Source organism: Rhodococcus sp. Z13_19A, from assembly GCF_058133575.1.
Genome location: NZ_JBYUNN010000003.1, coordinates 44,782 through 67,622, shown reverse-complemented (window position 1 = coordinate 67,622; position 22,841 = coordinate 44,782). Strand labels below are relative to the sequence as shown.

The 22,841-nt window shown below is 74.1% G+C and carries 20 protein-coding genes; 7 read left to right on the top strand and 13 right to left on the bottom strand.

Annotated features, from left to right (window positions below; translation table 11 throughout):
* Positions 1-38: 38 nt before the first annotated feature.
* The 4 genes from AC3YNX_RS11385 to zapE form a co-directional block, all read right to left on the bottom strand.
* Positions 39-2,282 carry a catalase gene (locus AC3YNX_RS11385; RefSeq protein ID WP_127783281.1) on the bottom strand — a complete coding sequence of 748 codons (2,244 nt, stop codon included), beginning with the start codon at positions 2,280-2,282 and terminating at the stop codon, positions 39-41.
* A gap of 196 nt (positions 2,283-2,478) precedes the next feature.
* Complete coding sequence (locus tag AC3YNX_RS11380) at positions 2,479-3,465, bottom strand: hypothetical protein (RefSeq protein WP_489995544.1); 987 nt, start codon at positions 3,463-3,465, stop codon at positions 2,479-2,481.
* A gap of 164 nt (positions 3,466-3,629) precedes the next feature.
* A complete protein-coding gene (locus tag AC3YNX_RS11375; RefSeq protein ID WP_489995543.1) occupies positions 3,630-4,088 on the bottom strand; it encodes a hypothetical protein in 459 nt (152 codons plus the stop codon).
* Between the two features lie 140 nt (positions 4,089-4,228).
* Positions 4,229-5,242 (bottom strand): cell division protein ZapE, encoded by a 1,014-nt coding sequence (gene zapE, locus AC3YNX_RS11370; protein WP_489995542.1) that lies wholly within the window; start codon positions 5,240-5,242, stop codon positions 4,229-4,231.
* Positions 5,243-5,285: 43 nt separating this feature from the next.
* Here zapE and AC3YNX_RS11365 point away from each other — a divergent pair, with 43 nt between their 5' ends.
* The 5 genes from AC3YNX_RS11365 (at position 5,286) to msrB (ending at position 8,843) form a co-directional block, all read left to right on the top strand.
* Complete coding sequence (locus AC3YNX_RS11365; protein WP_489995929.1) at positions 5,286-6,059, top strand: pyrimidine reductase family protein; 774 nt, start codon at positions 5,286-5,288, stop codon at positions 6,057-6,059.
* A 10-nt stretch (positions 6,060-6,069) separates the two neighbouring features.
* Positions 6,070-6,351: a hypothetical protein gene (locus AC3YNX_RS11360; RefSeq protein WP_489995541.1), complete on the top strand. Its 282-nt coding sequence runs from the start codon at positions 6,070-6,072 to the stop codon at positions 6,349-6,351.
* A 42-nt stretch (positions 6,352-6,393) separates the two neighbouring features.
* Positions 6,394-7,947 carry an alpha/beta hydrolase gene (locus AC3YNX_RS11355; protein WP_127783289.1) on the top strand — a complete coding sequence of 518 codons (1,554 nt, stop codon included), beginning with the start codon at positions 6,394-6,396 and terminating at the stop codon, positions 7,945-7,947.
* Positions 7,948-7,963: 16 nt separating this feature from the next.
* A complete protein-coding gene (locus AC3YNX_RS11350; protein WP_206517990.1) occupies positions 7,964-8,293 on the top strand; it encodes a hypothetical protein in 330 nt (109 codons plus the stop codon).
* 106 nt (positions 8,294-8,399) lie between these two features.
* On the top strand, positions 8,400-8,843 hold the full coding sequence (msrB, locus tag AC3YNX_RS11345) for a peptide-methionine (R)-S-oxide reductase MsrB (RefSeq protein WP_127783290.1): 444 nt from the start codon (positions 8,400-8,402) through the stop codon (positions 8,841-8,843).
* Positions 8,844-8,928: 85 nt separating this feature from the next.
* Here msrB and hemQ read toward each other — a convergent pair whose 3' ends face one another.
* The 3 genes from hemQ to hemE are packed head-to-tail and all read right to left on the bottom strand — an operon-like array spanning position 8,929 to position 12,163.
* Positions 8,929-9,624: a hydrogen peroxide-dependent heme synthase gene (hemQ, locus tag AC3YNX_RS11340; protein WP_127783293.1), complete on the bottom strand. Its 696-nt coding sequence runs from the start codon at positions 9,622-9,624 to the stop codon at positions 8,929-8,931.
* A 5-nt stretch (positions 9,625-9,629) separates the two neighbouring features.
* On the bottom strand, positions 9,630-11,069 hold the full coding sequence (locus AC3YNX_RS11335) for a protoporphyrinogen oxidase (protein ID WP_489995540.1): 1,440 nt from the start codon (positions 11,067-11,069) through the stop codon (positions 9,630-9,632).
* Positions 11,066-12,163 carry a uroporphyrinogen decarboxylase gene (gene hemE, locus AC3YNX_RS11330; protein WP_241248887.1) on the bottom strand — a complete coding sequence of 366 codons (1,098 nt, stop codon included), beginning with the start codon at positions 12,161-12,163 and terminating at the stop codon, positions 11,066-11,068. Before hemE ends, AC3YNX_RS11335 begins: the two co-directional genes overlap by 4 nt.
* 116 nt (positions 12,164-12,279) lie before the next feature.
* On the opposite strand from hemE, the gene AC3YNX_RS11325 reads away from it, so the two are divergent.
* On the top strand, positions 12,280-12,846 hold the full coding sequence (locus AC3YNX_RS11325; RefSeq protein WP_127784805.1) for a DUF3000 domain-containing protein: 567 nt from the start codon (positions 12,280-12,282) through the stop codon (positions 12,844-12,846).
* Positions 12,847-12,920: 74 nt separating this feature from the next.
* Positions 12,921-14,231 carry a ribonuclease D gene (locus tag AC3YNX_RS11320; RefSeq protein WP_489995539.1) on the top strand — a complete coding sequence of 437 codons (1,311 nt, stop codon included), beginning with the start codon at positions 12,921-12,923 and terminating at the stop codon, positions 14,229-14,231.
* Here the strand turns inward: AC3YNX_RS11320 and AC3YNX_RS11315 are convergent.
* The 6 genes from AC3YNX_RS11315 to AC3YNX_RS11290 form a co-directional block, all read right to left on the bottom strand.
* Positions 14,228-15,385: a sensor histidine kinase gene (locus AC3YNX_RS11315; RefSeq protein WP_489995538.1), complete on the bottom strand. Its 1,158-nt coding sequence runs from the start codon at positions 15,383-15,385 to the stop codon at positions 14,228-14,230. The two genes, AC3YNX_RS11320 and AC3YNX_RS11315, sit on opposite strands and share 4 nt — an antisense overlap.
* A gap of 7 nt (positions 15,386-15,392) precedes the next feature.
* Positions 15,393-16,058, bottom strand: a complete 666-nt coding sequence (locus AC3YNX_RS11310; RefSeq protein ID WP_127783296.1) for a response regulator transcription factor — start codon at positions 16,056-16,058, stop codon at positions 15,393-15,395.
* Between the two features lie 74 nt (positions 16,059-16,132).
* Positions 16,133-18,073: a 1-deoxy-D-xylulose-5-phosphate synthase gene (dxs, locus tag AC3YNX_RS11305; protein ID WP_489995928.1), complete on the bottom strand. Its 1,941-nt coding sequence runs from the start codon at positions 18,071-18,073 to the stop codon at positions 16,133-16,135.
* A gap of 49 nt (positions 18,074-18,122) precedes the next feature.
* Positions 18,123-19,283: a CaiB/BaiF CoA transferase family protein gene (locus AC3YNX_RS11300; protein WP_489995927.1), complete on the bottom strand. Its 1,161-nt coding sequence runs from the start codon at positions 19,281-19,283 to the stop codon at positions 18,123-18,125.
* A gap of 157 nt (positions 19,284-19,440) precedes the next feature.
* Positions 19,441-20,700, bottom strand: coding sequence for a class I SAM-dependent RNA methyltransferase (locus tag AC3YNX_RS11295; RefSeq protein WP_489995537.1), 1,260 nt, complete (start codon positions 20,698-20,700; stop codon positions 19,441-19,443).
* Positions 20,701-20,776: 76 nt separating this feature from the next.
* Complete coding sequence (locus tag AC3YNX_RS11290) at positions 20,777-22,783, bottom strand: APC family permease (RefSeq protein ID WP_489995536.1); 2,007 nt, start codon at positions 22,781-22,783, stop codon at positions 20,777-20,779.
* Positions 22,784-22,841 lie beyond the last annotated feature (58 nt).

Below are 22,841 nucleotides of genomic sequence, written 5' to 3'. Positions count from 1 at the left end.
GCAGGGGGCTTCCTCGTGCAGTGCTCAGACCAGAGTGGTCAGCTCACGGCGACCGAGGGCGGGAAGCGGTCCCACACGCGGTGCGCGGAGAGCAGCTCCAGCACCCCGGCCAGCACGGCCTCGGCGTTGTCACCGACCACGACGCCGGGCGTGCCCGGGACGCAGCCGGCCAGCGCCAGCGCCTGCTCGGCCTGGCCCCAGCCACCGATCGCCTTGGCGTGGCGGAAGGCCTCGCCCAGCATCAGCGTGACCCGGGGGTCGACGGTGTCGCTGAGGTGCGCCGGGTCACCGGCCTTGGCGTCCAGGTTGTCCGTCGCGTCCGGAGCCACCGCGGGAGCACCCGCCAGCAGGATCGCGTCGAACTCGACGGAGCGGGCGGTGAGGAAGGTGCGCTGCGGCACGATCGTGTCCTTGCCCGTGCCCACCGCCCCGCCACGCGGGCCGATGACCAGCGGGACCATGCCGGCCTGCTGGATGGCGTCGCGCACCGTGGCGACCGCACCGAGGTCGCTGCTGTCGTCGGCGATGATGCCGATGATCCGGCCGTCAGACGGCCAGGTCTGGCCGATCTGGCTCAGCGCCGGGCTGGCCACCACGTCCGGCAGGTCCGCCGTCGGCGACGGCACGGGCATGCCGAGGCCGGTGGCTACGCCGGCGCACAGCACCGGGTCGACGTTGGCCAGCACCTGCAGGGTGCGCTCACGGACCGGGGTCTCGTAGCACTTGCCCAGCTCGAAGGTGAAGGACTGGATGATGTGCTCCTGCTCCACCGCGCTCATGCTCTTCCAGAACAGCCGAGGCTGGGTGAAGTGGTCGTCGAAGGACACCGGCAGCGCCCGGACCTTGGTGGCGTCGGGGGCCATCGGCTGCGGCACCTCGATGAAGGCGCCGCTGGCTGCGTCCGCCTCGGCGGGGTTGCCGCCGTCGAGGGAGTTGGGCCGGTAGGGCGCCACGCCACGGTGCACGGCGTGCTGGTGGAAGCCCTCCCGGAACATGTCGTTGACCGGCACGTGCGGCCGGTTCACCGGGATCTGGTTGAAGTTCGGTCCCCCCAGCCGGGTCAGCTGCGTGTCCAGGTAGGAGAAGTTGCGGCCCTGCAGCAGCGGGTCGTCGGTGCCGTCGATGCCGGGCACCAGGTGACCGGTGTGGAAGGCGATCTGCTCGGTCTCGGCGAAGAAGTTCGTGGTGTTGCCGTTGAGGGTCAGCTTGCCGATCGGCTGAACCGGGGCGAGCTCCTCGGGCACGATCTTCGTCGGGTCGAGCAGGTCGATGCCCTCGAAGGTCTGCTCCGGGGTGTCCGGGAAGACCTGCACGCCGAGCTCCCACTCGGGGAACGCGCCGCTCTCGATGGCGTCGGCCAGGTCGCGACGGTGGAAGTCGGGGTCGACACCGGCCGTCAGCTGCGCCTCCTCCCACAGCTGGGAGTGCACGCCCAGCTTGGGCTTCCAGTGGAACTTCACCAGCGTGGTCTCACCCTCGCCGTTGAGCAGGCGGAAGGTGTGGACGCCGAAGCCCTCCATGGTCCGGTAGGAGCGCGGGATGGCGCGGTCGGACATCTGCCACATGACGTGGTGGGTGGCCTCGGTGTGCAGCGAGACGAAGTCCCAGAACGTGTCGTGCGCGCTCTGGGCCTGCGGGATCTCGCGGTCCGGGTGGGGCTTGGCCGCGTGGATGATGTCCGGGAACTTGATCGCGTCCTGGATGAAGAACACCGGGATGTTGTTCGCGACCAGGTCGAAGTTGCCTTCCTGGGTGTAGAACTTCGTCGCGAAGCCTCGGGTGTCGCGCACCGTGTCGGCGGAGCCGCGGTTGCCGACGACCGTGGAGAAGCGGACGAAGACCGGGGTCTCCACGTCCTTGGCCAGGAAGCCGGCCTTGGTCAGGTTGGTGGCGGTGCCGTAGGACTGGAAGACGCCGTGCGCTCCCGTGCCGCGGGCGTGGACCACGCGCTCCGGGATGCGCTCGTGGTCGAAGTGCATGATCTTCTCGCGGAAGTGGTGGTCCTGCATGAGCAGGGGCCCACGCGGCCCGGCCTTGAGCGAGTGATCGGTGTCGGGCAGCCGGACGCCGGTGGCGGTGGTGAGGTACTCCCCGCCCTGCCCGCGCGCGTCGGCGGGGCCGTCGAGCGGCTTGCCGGTGGGCGAGCCCAGCGCGGGCTCGGTCTGGTCAGGCTTGGTGGGAAGCGGCGGCACCGGAGCGGTGGGCTCCTCGACCGTCGGCACTCCGCTGCCCGGCGCGCCGGGAATCGGCTCCGGGGGTACTGCCTTGGACTTGTCGAACATCAAGACCTCCAGCTCTCAGGCATGTCAGGGACATCTCTGGGGACAGTCAATGAGCGTTAGTCCGCACGTCCGATGACGGACGCGGCAAACGTGGGGACGCTGTGTGCTCAACGTCGGCTCTGATCAGATCACAGATCGACCGGGCGGACCCAGCGAAGCCCGACCGGAAGTGTTGCGCCACACGCGTGAAGTCGAGTCAGCGCCGGCCGGCGAGCTCGGGGTAGCGGGGACCGGGAGGGGGCTGGATCCCGGCGGCCGGACGCCCGGGAAGGCACGCCACGGCAGCCAGCGCCACCGAGGCGACGTCCTCCACCAGCGCGGCCTGCCAGTCCGGCATCCGCCCCGCCGCCCAGCTGCGCCAGGCCGCACCGGCGTGCGAGCCGGCAAGGGCGCCGAGCGCTCCCACCGTCGCCGGCACCAGCGGTTGCGCGTGCTCCCGCCGGGACAGGGCGACCGCACCCGCGCCGCCGCTGGCCACTCGGCCGCCCAGCGCGGGAGGCGCCAGCCGGCTCGGAGTGGTGGGCAGCTTGTCCATCACCATCTCCCCGGCCACGCCCAGCACGGCACCCCCGCGAGCCAGCCGCCCGGTGCGACGGCTGGACAGGGCCGGTCCGGCCAGCCCGAGCGAGCTGCGCCCCCCTGCCGCCACACCCAGCAGGGCCGAGCGGGTGAGCAGGCCGGCGGAGGCCCTGGTGGGCGCAGCGCTGACGCGCTCGGCAGGGGTGGGCTGGGCGTGGATCACCGAGCGCACCGCCAGCCCGTAGGCCAGGTGTGGCACCACGTCGCTCGCCCAGTCTCGGCCGCTCCAGGTGCGCGGGTCGCTCACCCGCAGCGCCGCCATGCCCAGGTCGCTCACCGCCATCGCCGCCGCGCCGGTGGCCACCGCACCCAGCGGAGCCGGGGGCGCGAAGCCGGCTGCCCGCGCCACGCTGGCCGCCACACCCACCGCCACGCCGGTGGCGATGCCGCTGAGCGCCCCGAGGGCGGTGCGGCGGTTGTCCCTGGTGGGCGCGTCCCCGGGGATGACCAGCCCTGCCTTGTCGGTGAGCGTGTCCACCGTGCGCTCGGGCGTGCTGCTGGCCGGCCGCCCGCGCACCGCCATGTCCAGGTAGGTCACCGCGTTGAGCGCGGCCACGCCGGCGCCTCCGGCCAGCAGCCCGCGCTTGATCACTGTGGCACCCATGGACGTGCTCCTTCTCCTCGGCGGGGGCCAGGCCCGGTGGAGACCGGACCCGGTGGTGCCCCACACCTTGCCCGGCGCCCTCGGTGCGCGCACGCCGACACGGTCGCCACCCACAGGATCCACAAAGGACTGACGCGGCATGGACCGAGGCGGGCGCGGGTGCCTCACCCGGCGCTGCGGCACAGGGCGTCGGCGGCGTCCAGGGCTGCGCCCAGCCGCTGCGGCTGCAGCTGCACCAGGGTGGTCGAGCCATCGGCGCCGCTGGGCAGCCGCGCGACGGCCTGGGCGTCGAGGTCGTCCACGGCCGCCACCACCTCACTGAACACCGGCGCCGCCGAGGGGGCCGCGGCCGCGGCGTCGGTGGCGCCCTGGCGCACGCCGAGCAGCACGAACGCCGGAGCCGACGCCAGCACGGGCTCGGCCGCCGAGGTGACCACCTGCCGAGCGATCGTCGACGCCGCTCCGTAGCGGGCACAGGCCTGGGGCAGGCCCGGAGCGGCGGCTGGGCTGGTGGTGGGTGCAGCACTCGCGGGGGCGGGTTGGCTCGTCTCCGAGCCGCCGCTGCCACAGGCCGACAGCACCACGAGCCCAGCCACCACCGGCAGGAGCACTCGTCCGTCCATGATCCTCGATCGCCGCATGATCATTGTTCGCGGCGAGGACCCGCAGCGGTTCGGCGAGCGGGTCGCTCGCCGCAGGCTGGGGCCTGGACGGCGGCGCCCAAATCCCCAGCGCCTAGACCCCAGCGCCTAGACCCCAGCGCCTAGACCGCGGCCTCGAGGCGGGACAGCGCCACCAGCCGCGACGTCGCCCGCAGGTACTTCTTGCGGTAGCCGCCGTTGAGCATCTCCTCGGTGAAGATCTTGTCCAGCGGGGCACCGGAGACGGTGACCGGGATGTCGGCGTCGTAGAGCCGGTCGGCGAACACCACCAGCCGCAGCGCCATCGCCTGGTCGGCAGCGGCGTGCACGCCGGAGAGGTGCACAGCCGGCAGGTCGCGGACCAGCGCGCCGTAGCGGGAGGGGTGCAGCGTGGCCAGGTGGGCGCACAGGTCGTCGAAGGAGTCCAGCGTGGCGCCGGGGATGGCCTCCGCGGCGGCCACCAGCTCCTCCTCGGAGACCGGGTCGGGCGCCGGCGGCAGGTCGCGGTGGCGGTAGTCGGGCCCGTCCACGCGCAGCACCGTGAAGCGGTCGGACATCGTCTTGATCTCGCGCAGGAAGTCCTGCGCGGCGAAGCGGCCCTCACCGAGCTGGCCGGGCAGCGTGTTGGAGGTGGCCGCGACGTTGACGCCGGCGGCGCTCAGCTCGGAGAGCAGGCGCGTGATGACCATCGTGTCGCCCGGGTCGTCCAGCTCGAACTCGTCGATCGCCAGCAGGCGGTGGGTGGACAGCCGCTCCACGGTGGCCGCGAAGCCGAGCGCCCCCACCAGGTGGGTCAGCTCGACAAAGGTCCCGAAGGTCTTCGGGCTGGGCACCTCGTGCCACAGCGAGGCGAGGAGGTGGGTCTTGCCCACGCCGAAACCGCCGTCGAAGTACAGACCCGCACCGGTGACAGTCTTGGCCTTGCGGCCGAACAGACCCCGCTTGCCGGTCTGCTGCTCGTTGATCTGCCGGGCGAAGGCCTGGGCGGCCTCCACGGCCGCCGTCTGGCTCGGCTCGTCCGGGTCGGGGCGGTAGGTCTCGAAGCGCACGTCACCGAAGCGTCCCGGGGGCACCATGGCGGCGACCAGCTCGTCCTGGTTCAGGTGCGGACGGCGGTCGACGAGGTGGTCAGGCATCCACCCAGAATATCGGCGTGGTGTGATCTGGGACGTGCGAAAAATGCTGTCCGCCGGTGAGTCGTTGACCACACCAGGCGCTGCCGACTCAAACCAGGCCGACCTGTCCGACGCTGAGCTGCGGGCGCTCTACGCCTACCCGCCGGAGCTGGTGCGGCCCTGGGTGCGGGTGAACTTCGTGAGCAGCGTGGACGGCGCGGTGAGCGTGGACGGTCGCACCGCCGGGCTGGCCACCCCGTCGGACCAGAAGGTGTTTGCGCTGCTGCGCGAGCTGGCCGACGTCATCGTGGTGGGTGCGGGCACCGCGCGGGCGGAGGGCTACCGCGGGGCCCGGACCAACCCGGAGCTGCGCCGCGCCCGGGAGGCCCGCGGCCAGGCGCCCGTGCCGCCGATCGCCGTGGTCACCGCCAGCGGGAACCTGGCCGCCGATGCCCCGCTGTTCACCGACACCACCGTGGCGCCGCTGGTCATCACCACCACCCGCGGCGCCGAGGCTCACGGCGACGCGCTGCGGGCCGCCGGTGCCCAGGTGCACACCGCCGGGGTGGAGCGGGTGGAGCCGGCCACCCTGCTGGCCGTGCTGGCCGAGCAGGGCCTGTACCGGGTGCTCTGCGAGGGCGGACCAACCCTGTTCGGCGACCTGGTGACCTCCGACCTGGTGGACGAGGTGTGCCTGACCACCGCACCGCTGCTCGCCCTGGGCGGCGCCGGGCGCATCGCCACCGGCCCCGCCGGCGAGCCGCGCGGCCTGTCGCTGGGGCACGTGCTCTGCGACGACGACGCCACCATGCTGCTGCGCTGGGTGCGCCGGCGCTAGTCTCGGCCCGGTGATGGACGAGCCCACCGGCGACCAGCGCCGCCGCAGCCTGCGGGCCCAGCTGCGCGCGCTGCACCCGGACGTCGGTGGTGATCCCGACCGCTTCGCCGAGGTGCTCGCCACCTACCGCCGCCTGTACGGCCCGGCCGCCGCCGAGCACGACCAGCGGGACTTCCGCGGCGACGTCCAGTTCACCTCCCGCCGCCGGGGTGCCCGGGCGGTGCTGGACGCCTGCGCCCACCCCGTGCGCACCCTGCACCGCCGGCGCCACGCCCCGCCCCGCGTGCGCTGAGCGCTCACCGCGGGCACACCCACGTTCTGGCATGCTGCCGGCGTGAGACGCGTCCCCGTGATCGTGCTGGCGGCAGCGCTGGTGACCGCCGCCGTCGCCGGGTGCAGCGCCGGCCCCTCCGACCGTCCCACCATCGCCGTCCGCAGCGATGCGCCGGCCTCCCCGAGCCCCAGCCCGAGCCCCGCCGCCGTCCCGCCGCTGCAGGCCCCGGTGACCGACCTCACCTGGCGCAGCTGCTCCAGCACCTGGCTGCAGCAGACCTCCCCCGCGCCGCTGCCCGCCGGGGTGACGCTGGAGTGCGCCACGCTCACGGCGCCGGTGGACGACCAGCTGCCGGACAGCCTCAGCCTGGGCCTGGTGCGGGCCCGCACCGCCGACACCCCCCGCGAGGCGGCGCCGGTCGTGCTCACCACCGGCGCGGACGAGCCCTCCGGCACCGCCCTGGCGCGGTGGGCCCGGGCTGACGGAGCCGCGCTGCTGGCCCAGCACCCGGTGGTGGCGCTGGATCGTCGCGGCCTGGGCACCTCCGACCCGGTGTCCTGCCTGTCCGCCGCCCAGCGCACCGACATCACCACCGTGGACGCCTCCGGCCCCGACCCTTCCGCGCTGGACACCATCCAGCAGCTGGGTCGCACCAGCACCCAGTCCTGCACCGACGTGCTGAGCCCGGCGGAGCTGGGGTACGACGCCGCCCACGCCGCCGGCGACCTGGAGGTGCTGCGGACGGCATGGAAGGTGGACCGGCTGGCGCTGCTGGGCCTGGGCGACGGCGCCGCCGTGGCGCTGCGCTACAGCATCGCCCACCCCGACCACGTGTCGCGGCTGGTGCTGGACTCCCCCGCCTCCTACGGAGCCGACGCCGCCACAATGGCCAAGGAGCAGGCCACCGGCGCTGAGGCGGCGCTGCGGGCGTTCAGCACCCAGTGCGCGGCCACCCAGTGCCCCGCCGGGCCGGACGCCACCGCCACCGTGCTGGACGTGCTCAACCAGGCGCGCGCCCGCAACGGCCTGCCGGCGGCCGGGGGCAGCCTCGCCGCCGGGGCCATCCCCGGCCTCCTCGCTCGGGCGCTGTCCAGCCCCGACGGCGCGCGGGCCCTGCCGGCGGCGCTGGAGCGGGCCCGGGCCGGCGACGGCACCGCGCTGGCACAGCTGGGCTCCACCGGCGCGCCGCCGGGGCAGGTGGACGCCGAGCTCGTCGCCCGGTGCAGCGACGTGGCGCTGCGGCCCTCCGCCGAGCAGGTCTCCACCCTGCTGGCCCAGTGGCGCACCGAGATGCCGGTGTTCGGCGCCGACGCAGCGGCCCGGCTGCTGCTGTGCCTGTCCTGGCCCACCCCCGCCACCGCCCCACAGGTGCGTGAGCTCGGCGCCGTCCCGCCGGTGCTGGTGCTGGCACCCGCCGCCGACCCCGTCGCCGGGCCCAGCGGCGCCCCGGCCGCGGTGACCAGCGTGCAGCAGGCCGGCAGCGACGCCACCCTGGTGCGCTGGCAGGGCTACGGCCACCCGGTGCTGCCGGCGTCGGCCTGCGCACGCACTGCCGTGGCGGCCTACCTGGCTGACGGCACCCGCCCGCAGGCAGGCACCATCTGCCCGGCGTAGCGCTACGGTGGACCGCATGAGCGTCACCGGCCCCGACCCCGGCCGGGACGAGGACTGCCCGCTGGACCCACCGCTGCCGCCCGGCCGGTTCGCCGACGACCTGGTGGGCCTGGATCCCGACGACCCGGACGCGCAGGCCTTCGCCGCCCACCTCGACCGCATCGAGCGCTCCCGCCCCAGCTTCACCGTGGAGGGCTACCTCGCGGGGGTCGGCGACTTCGCCACCTCAGCCAACCGGGCGGGTGGGCTGCGGCGGCTGGTGGCCGTGACGGTGGTGGCGCTGGTGCTGCTGGGCGTGCTCTACGCGGTGTGGAACGCCCTCGTCGCGATCTCAGGGATGCTCTAGCGGCCCTTTGCCGTTCGCGCGGCCATCGATCGGCCCGGTTGCGCCCAGAGTGAAGCGCCCACCTCCCCGGTGCGCGCACCGCGACGGCCGGACTAGCGTGGTCGCCATGAAAGACACGCACGCCACCCCTTCCGTCGTGCTCTCCGAGCAGGAGTGGAAGGAGAAGCTGACCCCCGCCGAGTACGAGGTGCTGCGCAAGGCGGGCACCGAGCGCCCGGGGGTGGGCGAGTACACCGACACCACCACCACCGGCGTCTACGAGTGCCGCGCCTGCGGCGCCGAGATCTTCCGCAGCGACACCAAGTTCGAGTCGCACTGCGGCTGGCCGTCCTTCTTCGCGCCCTCGGGCACCGACGCGGTGATCCTGCGCGACGACAGCACGCTGGGCATGAAGCGGACCGAGGTGATCTGCGCGTCCTGCCACAGCCACCTGGGCCACGTCTTCGAGGGTGAGGGCTACGCCACCCCCACCGACCAGCGCTACTGCATCAACAGCATCTCCATGCGCCTGGTGCCCAAGGAGAACGCCCAGCAGACCCCGGAGGCCTAGCCGGTACTCCCCAGAAAGACACAGCACCGCGCGGCAGGCCCGCGCGGTGCTGTGTTGTCTGGAGGCTGGCGGCGAGTGGCGCCGCTCAGGGCAGGTGCGAGACCAGCTCCGCCACCGGCACGCGCGGTCCGGTGAAGAACGGGACCTCCTCGCGCACGTGGCGCCGGGCGTCGGTGGCGCGCAGGTCACGCATGAGGTCCACGATGCGGTGCAGCTCGGGAGCCTCGAAGGCGAGCAGCCACTCGTAGTCGCCCAGTGCGAAGGAGGGCACGGTGTTGGCGCGGACGTCGGCGTAGCCGCGGGCGGCCTTGCCGTGGTCGGCCAGCATCTGGCGGCGCTCGGCGTCGGGCAGCAGGTACCACTCGTAGGAGCGGACGAACGGGTACAGGCACAGGTACTTGCCCGGCTCCTCCCCGGCGATGAAGGCCGGCAGGTGGCCCTTGTTGAACTCGGCAGGGCGGTGCAGGGCCGCGTTGGACCACACCGGGTCGCTCGCCCGGCCCAGCGCGGTGTCCCGACGCAGCCCGGAGTAGGCCTCCTGCAGCTGCTCGATGGTCTCGGCGTGGGTCCAGATCAGCCAGTCGGCGTCGGCCCGCATGCCGGCGACGTCGTAGATCCCGCGGACCACGACGCCCTTGCCCTCCAGGGAGTCCAGGAACTCCTGCGCCTCCTGCGCCACGGCGGCGCGGTCGTCCCCGAGAGCGCCGGGGCGCGTCTTGAAGACCGAGAACATGGTGTAGCGGATCTGCGAGTTCAGCGCTGCGTAGTCGAGGTGTGCCATGGCACCTATCGTGCCACCGCGGTCGAGCCCTCGGCACAGGTGGTGACGTGCTGCACGACACGCTCGGCGGCCGCCCGACCGGTGGCGATGCAGGCGGGCACCCCCACCCCGTGCAGCATCGATCCCGCGACGGCCAGCCCGGCCACCGCCGCCACGGCGTCCTCGATCTCCGCCACGCGGTCCAGGTGGCCGGGGCCGTACTGGGGCAGGCCCCCGCCCCAGCGCTGCACCACGGCGCCCAGCGGGGCCGCGGTGATGCCGTGCACCTGCTCGAGGTCGGCCCGCACCTGGGCCAGCAGCGTGGCGTCGTCCACCTGCAGCGCCGCGGCGTCGCCGTAGCGACCCAGCGACGCCCGCAGCCGCAGCACCCCGTCGCCACCCAGGTGCGGCCACTTGCGGCTGGAGTGGGTGAAGGCCTTGGCGTGCAGCGCCTCCCCGGTGGCCACCAGCAGCCCCGACGTCTGCGGCAGCTGGGCGTCCACCTGCTCCCCGTCGTAGGCCAGCCCCACCACCACGCAGGAGGCGAGGGGGATGCCGGCGGCCGCGTGGGCCGCGCGCGGCGCCACGTCGGTGAGCAGCCGGCGGGCGGCGGGGGCGGGCACGGCCAGCACCACGGCGTCGAAGCGCTCGCGGCCGGCGTCCGCGGTGTCCACCCACCAGCCGGTGGCGTCGGTACCGACCGCGGTGACGGTGCAGCCGGTGCGCAGCCGGGCGGCGGCGGCCTCGCGCAGCGCCTCGAGCAGGCTCGTGTAGCCCTCGCGCAGCGCCCCGAACACCGGAACCCCGGGCTGGGGCTGCGGTGCCGCCTGCGCGGCCGCGGCGGTGAGGCTGGGGGCACCGGCGTCCAGGGCCGCGGCCACCGCGGGCACGGCGGCGCGCAGGCCGAGGGAGTCGGCGCTGCCGGAGTACACCCCGCCCAGCAGCGGGTCCACCGAGCGGGCCACCACCTCCGCACCCAGGCGCTCGCGGACCAGCTGCCCGACGGCGACGTCGCTGCCGGGCTCCCAGCGCAGCGGACGCTCGGGCTCGGCGGCCACCTGGCGCAGCGCGTCGTCGCTGAGCAGCCCGCGCACGGAGTCCACGCTGGAGGGGATGCCCATGACGCTGCGCGGGGGCAGGCCGTGCGGGCGGCCCCCGGCAAGCACGCTGGCCGGCACCGCTGCCGGGTGCACCAGCTGCTCAGCCAGGCCGAGCTCGGCCAGCAGCGCCGGCACCTCGGGGCGGCGGGTGAGGAACGCCTCCGCCCCCACGTCGAAGCCACGTCCAGCCAGCTCCACGGTGCGCAGCACCCCGCCGATCCGCGCGGACTGCTCCAGCACGGTGATCTGCGCCCGCGGTCCCAGCAGGGTGCGCAGCCGCTGCGCCGCGGCCAGGCCGGAGATCCCAGCACCCACCACGGCGACCGAGGCTGAGCCGTCGGTGCGGGGCGCAGACGGGGTGGTCATGCCCCGTGCACCAGCTCCACCACCCGGGTGAGCACGTCGGGGTCGGTGCTGGGCAGCACGCCGTGCCCCAAGTTCATGATGTGGCCGGTGGCCCCGGCAGCGAGCGCGGCGTCGGCGTCGGCCAGCACCCGCGCGACCTCCCGCTGCACGGCCTCGGGACCGGCGAAGAGCACGGCGGGGTCGAGGTTGCCCTGCAGCGCCTTGCCCGGCCCCACCCGGTCGACGGCGGTGCGCAGCGGCACCCGCCAGTCCACGCCCACCACGTCAGCGCCGGCCTCACCCATGGCCCCGAGCAGCTCGCCGGTGCCCACGCCGAAGTGGATGCGCGGCAGCCCGGCGGTGCCGACCGCCTCCAGCACCCGCGCGGAGTGCGGCAGCACGAACTCGCGGTAGTCGGCCAGCGACAGCGCACCCGCCCAGGAGTCGAACAGCTGCACCGCGTCCACGCCGGCCTCGACCTGGGCGGAGAGGAACGTGATGGTGGAGTCGGCCAGCCGGCCCAGGAGGGCGTGCCAGGTGGTGGGGTCGGCGTACATCAGCGCCTTGGTGCGCTCGTGGTTGCGGCTCGGCCCGCCCTCGATGAGGTAGGAGGCCAGGGTGAACGGGGCGCCGGCGAAGCCGATCAGCGGGGTCTCGCCCAGCTCGCCGACCAGCAGCCGCACGGCCTCGGCCACCGGGGCCAGCTGGTCCGGGGTGAGCGGGGGCAGCGCGGCGACGTCGGCACTGGTGCGCACCGGCTCGGCCACCACCGGACCGGTGCCGGCGACGATGTCCAGGTCGATGCCCGCGGCCTTGAGCGGCACCACGATGTCGGAGAACAAGATGGCGGCGTCCACGTGGTGTCGGCGCACCGGCTGCATGGTCACCTCGCACACCAGCTCGGGCGTGAAGCAGGCGTCGAGCATGCCGATGCCCTTCCGCGCCTCGCGGTACTCCGGCAGCGACCGGCCGGCCTGGCGCATGAACCAGATGGGTCGGTGGCTGGGCTGCTGGCCGCGCGCCGCCGCCAGCAGCGGTGCGTCCGGCAGCGTGCGGCGGGCCCCGGTGGCGGGGATGACTGAGGTACTACCGTGGCTGTTCATCTCGGGGTCCATGCTGCCATGACGCGAGCCCGGCCCGGCGCCGCCACAGCCCCTCCGGCGCGACGGGTCCGACCGGCGCGCCTCCGGTCCGCGGGACCAGCCCGCGGCTAGCGTCCGTTCGTGTGACGATGTCCGGTGTGCTGGCCCAGCCAGAGGAGTTCCGCAAGGCAGTGTCCGCGCTGTCCGCTGCCTCGGCACGGGACGAGATCGAGCTCGGCCCCATCCGCCCGCCGCAGAAGCTGGCGCCCTACACATACGCCATCGGTGCCGAGGTCGAGGGCGCCGACGGCGAGCACAGCGAGGCCAGCGGCCGCCTGGTGCTGCTGCACGACCCGGACGGCCACGACGCCTGGAACGGCACCCTGCGCCTGGTCGCCTACATCCAGGCCGAGCTGGACGCCGACACCGCCAACGACCCGCTGCTGCCCGACGTGGGCTGGACCTGGCTGCTGGACGCCCTGGTGCAGAGTGGGGCGGACTACACCGCGCTGGGCGGCACGGTCACCGTGACGTCCTCGGTGCGCTTCGGCGACCTGGCCGGTCCGGCCCGCACCAACCAGCTGGAGCTGCGCGCGTCGTGGACGGCGAGCACCCCGGCGCTGGCCGCGCACGCCGACGCCTTCTGCGCCGCGCTCAGCTCGGCCGCCGGCCTGCCCCCGCTCGGCGTCCACTCCCTCCCGCCGCGCCGCGACTGACGCCCCGCACCGTGGTGGCCCCGCACCCGCCCGCAGCGTCGGGCGGCTCGCCCCGCGCCGTAGGGTCTGGTGCCGTGGTCGACAACCCTGAGCAGGCACGCACCGAGACCGACCCGTCCGCGCAGGAGCTGGCGCCCGACGCGGCGCCGGTGCCCAGTGCGGTTCCGCTGCTCACCCCCGCCGACGGCGTGCCCGACCTGGTGACGTCCGCCGGTGCGCTGACCGCGGTCGCCGAGCAGCTGGCTGCCGGCACGGGCCCGGTGGCGCTGGACGCCGAGCGAGCCTCCGGCTTCCGCTACTCCCAGCGCGCCTACCTGGTGCAGCTGCGCCGCCGCGGCGCCGGCTCGTTCCTGGTCGACCCCATCCCCGTTGCCAGTGACATGGCGCCACTGGCCGCCGCGCTGGACGGGCCCGAGTGGGTGCTGCACGCCGCCAGCCAGGACCTGCCCTGCCTGGCCGAGCTGGGCCTGCACCCCGCCTCGGTGTTCGACACCGAGCTGGCCGGGCGCCTCGCCGGCTTCGAGCGGGTGGGGCTGGCCGCGATGGTGGAGCGGGTGCTCGGACTGGCGCTGACCAAGGGCCACGGCGCCGACGACTGGTCCAAGCGGCCGCTGCCGCACGACTGGCTGGTGTACGCCGCGCTGGACGTGGAGGTGCTGCTGGAGCTGCGCGACGCCCTGGCCGCCGAGCTGGCCGAGCAGGGCAAGACCGAGTGGGCCCGCCAGGAGTTCGAGCACGTGCGCACCGCCGGTGGCCCCAAGCCCAAGCCCGACCGGTGGCGGCGCACCTCCGGGATCCACAAGGTGCGCAAGCCCCGTCAGCTGGCCGCGATCCGCGAGCTGTGGCTGGAGCGGGACAAGGTGGCCGCCGCCCGTGACATCGCCCCGGGCCGGGTGCTGCCCGACGCCGCGATCGTCAGCGCCGCGGTGGCCGATCCCACCGACGTCGGCGCGCTCACCGCGCTGCCGGTCTTTGGCGGTCGCGCCCAGCGGCGGCAGGCCCGCACCTGGCTGACCGCGCTGGAGCGGGCCCGCGCGCTGCCCGCCGACCAGCTGCCCACCGTCACCGCCCAGCACGAGGGCCCGCCGCCGGTGAGCCGCTGGTCCGACCGCGACCCCGACGCCGCAGCCCGGATGACCGCCGCCCGCAGCGCGCTCACCGCCCTCAGCGAGCAGCACCGGGTGCCGGCGGAGAACCTGCTGCTGCCCGACCTGCTGCGCCGGGTCTGCTGGAGCCCGCCCGCCGACCTGGACGTCGCCGCGGTGGCGGAGGTGCTGCGCGCCGGTGGCGCCCGGCCGTGGCAGCGCGAGCTGCTGGCCGAGCCGCTGGCCCAGGCGCTGCGCAGCACCGCCGACACCGCCGAGGCTGTCCCGGGCAGCAGCTAGCCAGCCGCGTCGGAGCTGCCGGCCGATCCGGTCGGTGGCGCGGGCGGCAGCGTCACCGTCACCTCCAGGCCCCCACCGGGCACGGGCGCCCCGTGCACGGTGCCCGCGTGCGCCTGCACCACCGCGGCCACGATGGCCAGGCCCAGGCCCGACCCCCGGTGCGCGGTGCGGCCGGTGCCCCCGCGGTGGAACGGCTCGAACAGCGCGGCCACCTCGTGGGCGGCCACGGGCGGCCCGGACGAGGTGACCGTCAACACCACCGCGCCGGTGGCCGCCACCTCGGTGCGCACCCGCAGCCACCCGCCGGGGACGTTGTGGCGCACCCCGTTCTCCACCAGGTTGCCCACCACCCGGGCCAGCAGTGCCGGGTCCCCGATCGTCGTCGCCGGCTGCAGCTGGCGGGTGACGGTGACCTGGCGCGCAGCCCGCTCCGGCTCCACCGCCGCCAGCGCCGGCGCCACCAGCGGGACCAGGTCCACCCGCTCGTGCACGGCCAGACCTGTCGCGCTGGTGCGGGCCACCATGAGCAGGCCCGCCACCATCGCCTCGGCGCGGTCGGTGGCGTCGCGCAGCACCTCCCCCATCCGGCGCAGCTCGGCGGCGTCGGCGAACGGGTCGGCCAGCGTCACGTCCACCTCGGTGCGCATCACTGCCAGCGGGGTGCGCAGCTCGTGGCTGGCGTCGGCGACAAACCGCTGCTGGGCCTCGAAGGACTGCTGCAGCCGATCGAGCATCCGGTCGAAGGCCTCGGCCAACCGGCCCACCTCGTCGCGGGGACCGGCGGCACCGGCGAGGCGGGTGCGCTCGTGCAGGGTGGTCTGGGACAGCGCCTGGGCCGTGGCGGTCACGTCGGTGAGGGGCCGCAGCACCCGACCGGTCAGCGTCCACGCCAGCAGGGCCGCCGCGGCGACCACCAGCAGCACCGCCACCGAGCCGTGGCCCAGGACGTCGGCCTGGGCCTGGTCGCGCACGGTGGCCAGCAGCACCTCGGGGGTGGTGACCACGCCGTCCACCACCACGGGCGCAGACGCGGGCAGCACCGCCACCGGCGACGAGGTGCGTCCAGCCAGCACCCAGGCCAGCAGCACCAGCACCAGGCTCATCCCCGCGACCAGCGCGGTGGCCAGCAGCGTCAGCCGCAGCCGCAGACCCACGGGGGGCTCAGTCCTGCACGGGCAGGCGGTAGCCCGACCCCACCACCGTGTCGATCACTCCGGGCTCACCCAGCTTCTTGCGCAGGGTCATCATCGTCACCCGCACCGTGGTGGTGAACGGGTCGGCGTTCTCGTCCCACACCCGCTCCAGCAGCTCCTCGCTGCTCACCACCGCACCCTGCGCGGCCATGAGCACCTCCAGGACGCCGAACTCCTTGCGCGTGAGCTCCACCAGCCGACCGTCGCGGTGGATGGTGCGACGGGCGGGATCCAGCTCCAGGTCGCCCACCACCATCGTCGGCGGGGTGGCCGGGGTGGTGCGCCGGCCCAGCGCCCGCACCCGGGCCACCAGCTCGGGGAACGCGAAGGGCTTGGTGAGGTAGTCGTCGGCGCCCATGGCCAGCCCGGACACCGTGTCGGCCACGCTGTCGCTGGCGGTGAGCATCAGCACCCGGCTGATCCCGCCGCCGGCCACCAGCTCCTGGCAGAGCGCGTCGCCGGAGACACCGGGCAGGTCGCGGTCGAGCACCACCACGTCGTAGCGGGTCACCGACGCCTTCTCCTGGCCGGCGAGGCCGTCCAGGGCGACGTCCACCGCCATGCCCTCACGCCGCAGTCCCCTGGCCACGGCCTCAGCCAACGGCTCCTCGTCCTCCACCACCAGAATGCGCACCCGCCCAGACTGCCACGTCAGCCTGTGACCTTTCTGAGACGCACCTGCGCAGGGGTGCCGGAGAGCCCTGCGGGCTAGTGCCGCTCGGACTCGCCGGTCTCCTGCTGGTCGCTCTCCGGGGCGCCGGAGAGCACGTCGGTGGACATCGCGGCGACCCAGCCGGTGATCTTGCGAGACAGGTGCTGGGCCGTGAGGTCGACGTCGGCCAGCACCTGCCCGCGCGAGGCGTGGTCCTGGAACTGCTGCGGGACGCCGAGGTCGCGGCAGGGCACGTCGACCTCCGCGGTGCGCAGGCGCTGCGAGACCGCCGAGCCGACGCCGCCGTGCACGCCGCCGTCCTCCAGCGTCAGCACCAGCCGGTGCCCGCGGGCCAGCTCCACCAGGTCCTCGCTCACCGGCAGCACCCAGCGCGGGTCCACCACGGTGACGCCGATGCCCTGCTTGGCCAGGCCCTGCGCGGTCTGCAGCGCCAGGTCGGCGAAGGCACCGACCGCCACCAGCAGCACGTCGCGGGCGTCGTCGGTGTCCGGGCGCAGCAACACGTCCGTGCCACCGGGCAGGCGCTCCAGGGCCGGCACCTGCTCGGGGACGGCGCCCTTGGGGAAGCGCAACGCGGTGGGCCCGTCGGTGACGTCGAGCGCCTCGGTGAGCTCCTCGCGCAGGGTCTGGGCGTCGCGCGGGGCGGCCACCTGCATGCCCGGCACCACGCCGAGCAGGGAGAGGTCCCACATGCCGTTGTGGCTGGCCCCGTCGGAGCCGGTGATGCCCGCCCGGTCCAGCACCAGGGTGACCGGCTGGCGCAGCAGCGCGACGTCCATCAGCAGCTGGTCGAACCCGCGGTTGAGGAAGGTGGCGTAGACCGCCACCACCGGGTGCATGCCACCCAGGGCCAGGCCGGCCGCGGAGGTCATCGCGTGCTGCTCGGCGATGCCCACGTCGAAGCACCGGTCCGGGTACTTCTCGGCGAACGGGGTGAGCCCGGTGGGACCGGGCATGGCGGCCGTGATGGCCACCAGCTCCGGGCGCAGCGCGCCGTGGGCGACCATCTCGGCGGCGAACACCGACGTCCAGCCCTGCGGCGCGGTGCCCACCGGCACGCCGGTGATGGGGTCGATGATGCCGGTGGAGTGCATCTGGTCGGCCTCGTGGTTCTCCGCGGGGGCGAAGCCCATCCCCTTGCGGGTGACCGCGTGCACGATCACCGGGCCGCCGAAGGCCTTGGCGCGGCGCAGCGCGGCCTCCATCATCTGCTGGTCGTGCCCGTCCACCGGACCGAGGTACTTGATGCCCAGGTCGGCGAACATCGCCTGCGGGCTCACCGCGTCCTTGATGCCGACCTTCATCCCGTGCAGCAGCGCGTAGGCGGAGCGACCCACCCAGGGCAGGCGCTGCACGGTCCTGCGGCCGGTGGCCAGCGCCTTCTCGTAGGCCGGCTGCACCCGCAGCGCGGCGAGGTGGTTGGCCAGCCCGCCGATGGTGGGCGAGTAGGAGCGGCCGTTGTCGTTGACCACGATGACCACCGAGCGGTCCTGGCCGGCGGCGATGTTGTTCAGCGCCTCCCAGCACATGCCCCCGGTGAGCGCGCCGTCACCGACCACCGCCACCACGTGCCGGCGCTGCTTGCGCAGCTGGAAGGCCTTGGCCAGCCCGTCGGCGTAGGACAGCGCCGCCGAGGCGTGGCTGGACTCCACCCAGTCGTGCTCGCTCTCCGCGCGCGAGGGGTAGCCGGACAGGCCGTCCTTCATGCGGAGGGTGTCGAAGCCGGCCTGGCGGCCGGTGACGATCTTGTGCACGTAGGCCTGGTGGCCGGTGTCGAAGATCAGCGGGTCCGACGGGGAGTCAAACACCCGGTGCAGCGCGAGCGTCAGCTCCACCACACCGAGGTTCGGCCCCAGGTGGCCGCCGGTGGCGGCCACCTTCTGCACCAGGAACTCACGGATCTCGGTCGCGAGCACGCGGAGCTCGGCCAGGTCCAGGCGCCGGAGATCGGCGGGCGACTGGACACCTCGCAACAGGCTCACAGCACTCACAACCCTCCGAGAAGACGACAGAACCCGTCCCACTCTACGTAGCGCTGGAGCGGACGGCCCCCGCCGCCAGCAGCGCGTCAACCTCGTCCGTCCCTACGCCCCAGTCGATCAAAGCGGCCCGGGTGTGCTGGCCCGGGTGCGGTGCCGGAGAGCGCACCGAGCTGGGGGTGCGGGTCAGCCGGGGAGCCGGTCCGGGCTGCGTCATGCCGGCGACCTCGACGAACGAGCCCCGAGCGACGGCGTGCGGGTGGGTGACGGCCTCGGCCGGGGAGAGCACCGGCGCCACGCAGGCGTCGGTGCCGTCGAAGACCTTGGTCCACTCCTCGCGGGTGCGGCTGGCGAAGATCGTGGTGAAGGTCTCGGTCAGCGCGGGCCAGCTGGACGGGTCGTTGCGGTCGGCGACGTCGCCGGCGCCCAGGCCCAGCCCGGTGAGCAGCTGGTCGTAGAACTGCGGCTCGATGGCGCCGACGGCCATGAACTGCCCGTCGGCGCAGGTGTAGCAGCGGTAGAACGGGGCGCTGCCGTCGAGCATGGCGCCGCCGCGCTCGGTGGGCCAGAAGCCGCTGGCCTGCCAGCCGTGCAGCATGGAGGTGAGCATGGCCGCGCCCTCGCTCATGGCGGTGTCCACCACCTGGCCGCGCCCGGAGCTCTGCCGCTCGTACAGCGCGGCGAGCACGCCGGCCACCAGCATCATCGCGCCGCCGCCGAAGTCGGCCACGTAGTTCACCGGCGGCACGGGCGGACCGTCCATCGGACCGATCGGGTGCAGCGCCCCGGAGTAGGCGAGGTAGGTGAGGTCGTGCCCGGCGGCCTGGCTCAGCGGACCGTCCTGGCCGTAGCCGGTGAGCCGGGCGAAGATCAGTCCGGGGTTGCGCTCGGCGCACTGCTCGGGGCCGAAGCCCAGCCGCTCGCAGACACCGGGGCGGAAGCCCTCCACCAGGACGTCGGCCTGCGCGGCCAGCTGCAGCACCACCTCCACGCCGGCGGGGTCCTTGAGGTCCACCGCCACCGAGCGCCGGCCGCGGCCCAGCGGGTCCAGCGGCGGGTCGGCGGGAGCGGTGCCGCCGACCGCGGTCGCGCGGTCCACCCGCAGCACCTCCGCCCCCATGTCGGCGAGCATCGTGACCGCGAACGGCCCCGGCGCCAGGCTGGCGATCTCCAGCACCTTCAGTCCCTGCAGCGGTCCGGCCACGATGTGATCCCACTCTCGTTCAGGCAGCACTTACGGTCAGCGCAGACGGTAACCGGTGTGACCCACGCCGCTGTCAGGTACCTCCACTGAGCGGACTGCCTTGGTAGCGGTTGCCGACGCGGGGGCCCCGCTTGGGCGTACTTGCAGACGCCCCACGGAGTCAGCGCTGGAACAGGGCGATGCACTCCACGTGGTGGGTCATCGGGAAGGCGTCGAAGGCGCGCAGCACGCTCAGCCGGTAGCCCTGGGCGGCCAGCAGGGCCACGTCGCGGCCCAGCGCCGCCGGGTCGCACGCCACGTAGACGATGCGGGTGGGCTCGGCCGCGGTGATCGCCTCCACCACCGCCCGTCCGGCTCCGCTGCGCGGCGGGTCGAGCACCACCACGTCCACCGGCACCGGCAGCGTCCGCAGCTGCTGCTCCACCTGCCCGGCCACCATGCGCACCTGCGGCAGGTCGGCCAGCGCCGCCGTGCCGTCGGCCACCGCCTGGCGGGAGGACTCCACCGCCACCACGGTGCCCGCAGCCCCCACCTGCTCGGCCAGCACCGCGGAGAACAGGCCCACCCCGCTGTAGAGGTCCCAGGCGGTGCCGCCGGCCGGGGCGTCGGCCAGCTCGGCCACCACCTGCGCGTAGACCTCGGCCGCGCCCACGTGGGCCTGCCAGAAGCCGTCGGCGGCCACTGCCCAGGTGCGCCCCGCGGCCTGCTCGGTGGCGGTGGCGCTGCCGCGGCGCAGCTGGGCCACCGGGCGCGGCTTGCGCCGGCCGCGCTGCGGGCGCTGCGGGGTGGTCAGCTCCACCACGTGCTGCTCCCCCGCGCCGTCGCGCACCACCTGCAGGTCCGCACCGGGGGTCCACTGCTGCCCCACCACGTCGTCCAGGGCGTGCGGCACCGCCTGCGGGCAGCCCAGCACCGGGATCACGTCGTTGCTGCGGTGCGGGTGAAAGCCCGGCTGGCCGTCGGCGGTCACCGCCATCCGCACCCGGCTGCGCCAGCCCAGGCCGTCGGGCGCGCCGGGCAGCTCCTCCACCACGACGTCCTCGGCGGTCATGTCCAGCCCGCCGAGGCGGCGCAGCTGCTCGGCCACCACCATGGCCTTCATCTGCCGCTGGGCGGGCAGCGCGGCGTGCTGGAAGTCGCAGCCACCGCAGCCGCCGGGACCGGCCACCGGGCAGCGTGGCACCACCCGGTCGGGCGAGGCGGTGAGGACGGCCACGGCGTCGGCACGGCAGAAGGACCCGCCGCGGTCCTCGGTGACCAGCGCGCGCACCCGCTCGCCGGGCAGGCCGTGGCGGACGAACACCACCCGACCCTCGTGCCGCGCCACGCAGAACCCGCCGTGCCCGGGGGCGCCGAGCTCCAGCTCCAGCGTCTCCCCCGTCCAGTCCAGGCTCTCCCCGGGTGCTGCCGTGCTGCTCATCGTGGTGCCGTCCTGCTCATCCTGGTGCTCATCGTGGTGCTCATCCTGGTGCTCATCGTGGTGCTCATCCTGGAGCTCATCGTGGTGCCGTCCGCTCGTCGAATCCGCGCCGGGACGCCCCCGGCGTCACCGACGGTGAGTCGGTCTTGCCGCCCTTCTGCGACGACGTCAGCTGCCACGGCACGCTGGTCACCATCACGCCGGGCTGAAACAGCAGCCGGCTCTTCAGCCGCAGCGCGCTCTGGTTGTGCAGCAGCTGCTCCCACCAGTGCCCCACCACGTACTCCGGCACGTACACCGTCACCACGTCGCGCGGGGACTCCCGGCGCACCCGGCTCACGTAGTCCAGGACCGGTCGGGTGATCTCCCGGTACGGCGACTCCACCACCTTCAGCGGCACCGGGATGTTGCGGGCGTTCCACTCCCGCACCAGCGCCCGGGTGTCCTTGTCGTCGACGTTCACCGTCACCGCCTCCAGCACGTCCGGCCGGGTCACCCGGGCGTAGGCCAGCGCCCGGATGGTCGGCTTGTGCAGCTTGGAGACGAGCACGATGGAGTGGTTGCGGCTGGGCAGCACCTGTTCACCCTCCGCCGACTCCAGCTCCACCGCCACCCGCTGGTAGTGCCGGTGGATCATCGTCATCATCAGGTAGAGCATCCCCATCGCCAGGATCGCGATCCACGCACCCGCCAGGAACTTGGTGAGCAGCACGATCACCAGCACGGCACCGGTCATGGTCATGCCCACCGCGTTGATGGTCTGGGACCGCCGCATCCCTCGACGCGCCATCGGGTCGGTCTCCACCTGCATCAGCCGGCTCCAGTGTCGGACCATGCCGAACTGGCTCACCGTGAAGGAGACGAACACCCCCACCACGTACAGGTTGAGCAGCGAGGTGACGCTGGCCTGGAAGGACACCACCAGCACGATCGCGGCGGCGGCGAGGAAGACGATGCCGTTGGAGAAGGCCAGCCGGTCGCCACGGGTGTGCAGCTGGCGCGGGAGGTAGCGGTCCTGGGCCAGGATCGAGCCGAGCACCGGGAAGCCGTTGAACGCGGTGTTGGCCGCCAGGGCCAGCACCAGGCCGGTGACGGCCGCGATGAAGTAGAAGCCCGGGGAGAAGCCGGAGAACACGGCCTGCGCGATCTGCGCCACCAAGGTCTTCTGCTCGTAGCCGGCGGGGGCTCCGTGCAGCTGGGTGGCCGGGTCCTCGGCGATGCGCACGTCGGTGAGCACCGCCAGGCTGACCAGGCCCAGCAGCATGGTCACCGAGATGACGCCGAGCAGCAGCAGCGTGGTGGCCGCGTTCTTGGACTTGGGCTTGCGGAAGGCGGGCACCCCGTTGCTGATGGCCTCCACCCCGGTGAGTGCCGCCGAGCCCTGGCTGAACGCGCGCAGCAGCAGGAAGGCCAGCGCGAACCCGGTGAGCTCGCTGCCGTGCTCGGGGACCAGCTCGAAGTTGGCCGACTCCGCCTGCACGTCGTCGCCGAGCAGCAGGATCCGGCTCAGTCCCCAGGCGATCATCACCAGCATGCCGCCCATGAAGGCGTAGGTCGGCAGCGCGAAGGCGGTGCCGGACTCGCGCAGCCCGCGCAGGTTCACCGCGGTGAGCAGGATGATCGCCGCCACGGCGAAGGTCACCTTGTGGGTGGCGATGAACGGCACGGCCGAGCCGATGTTGTCCGCGGCGGAGGAGATCGAGACGGCGACGGTGAGCGTGTAGTCGACCAGCAGCGCGCTGGCGACGGTGAGCCCGGCCGGCTTGCCGATGTTCACCGTGGCCACCTCGTAGTCGCCACCGCCGGAGGGGTAGGCGTGCACGTTCTGGCGGTAGCTGGTGACCACCACGAGCATCACCACCGCCACCACGAGGCCGATCCACGGCGCGTAGGTGTACGCCGCCAGCCCGGACACCGAGAGCATCAGGAAGATCTCTTGCGGTGCGTAGGCCACCGACGACATGGCGTCGGACGCGAACACCGGTAGCGCAAGCCGTTTGGGCAGCAGCGTGTCGCTCAGGGTGTCGCTGCGGAAGGGGCGGCCAAGCAGCAGGCGCTTGGCCACGCTCGAGATGGTGGGCACGAGGGTGAAGCGTAGGCCCCCAGCGCGTCAGCACCGGCCGGGCTGGCCACGGTTGCGC

What these genes read in the sequence shown, in the direction of transcription:
- AC3YNX_RS11385 (WP_127783281.1), bottom strand. Translation starts at nt 2,282, where the DNA reads ATGTTCGACAAGTCCAAGGCAGTACCCCCGGAGCCGATTCCCGGCGCG.
- AC3YNX_RS11380 (WP_489995544.1), bottom strand. Translation starts at nt 3,465, where the DNA reads ATGGGTGCCACAGTGATCAAGCGCGGGCTGCTGGCCGGAGGCGCCGGC.
- AC3YNX_RS11375 (WP_489995543.1), bottom strand. Translation starts at nt 4,088, where the DNA reads ATGGACGGACGAGTGCTCCTGCCGGTGGTGGCTGGGCTCGTGGTGCTG.
- zapE (WP_489995542.1), bottom strand. Translation starts at nt 5,242, where the DNA reads ATGCCTGACCACCTCGTCGACCGCCGTCCGCACCTGAACCAGGACGAG.
- AC3YNX_RS11365 (WP_489995929.1), top strand. Translation starts at nt 5,286, where the DNA reads ATGCTGTCCGCCGGTGAGTCGTTGACCACACCAGGCGCTGCCGACTCA.
- AC3YNX_RS11350 (WP_206517990.1), top strand. Translation starts at nt 7,964, where the DNA reads ATGAGCGTCACCGGCCCCGACCCCGGCCGGGACGAGGACTGCCCGCTG.
- msrB (WP_127783290.1), top strand. Translation starts at nt 8,400, where the DNA reads ATGAAAGACACGCACGCCACCCCTTCCGTCGTGCTCTCCGAGCAGGAG.
- hemQ (WP_127783293.1), bottom strand. Translation starts at nt 9,624, where the DNA reads ATGGCACACCTCGACTACGCAGCGCTGAACTCGCAGATCCGCTACACC.
- AC3YNX_RS11335 (WP_489995540.1), bottom strand. Translation starts at nt 11,069, where the DNA reads ATGACCACCCCGTCTGCGCCCCGCACCGACGGCTCAGCCTCGGTCGCC.
- hemE (WP_241248887.1), bottom strand. Translation starts at nt 12,163, where the DNA reads ATGGACCCCGAGATGAACAGCCACGGTAGTACCTCAGTCATCCCCGCC.
- AC3YNX_RS11325 (WP_127784805.1), top strand. Translation starts at nt 12,280, where the DNA reads ATGTCCGGTGTGCTGGCCCAGCCAGAGGAGTTCCGCAAGGCAGTGTCC.
- AC3YNX_RS11295 (WP_489995537.1), bottom strand. Translation starts at nt 20,700, where the DNA reads ATGAGCAGCACGGCAGCACCCGGGGAGAGCCTGGACTGGACGGGGGAG.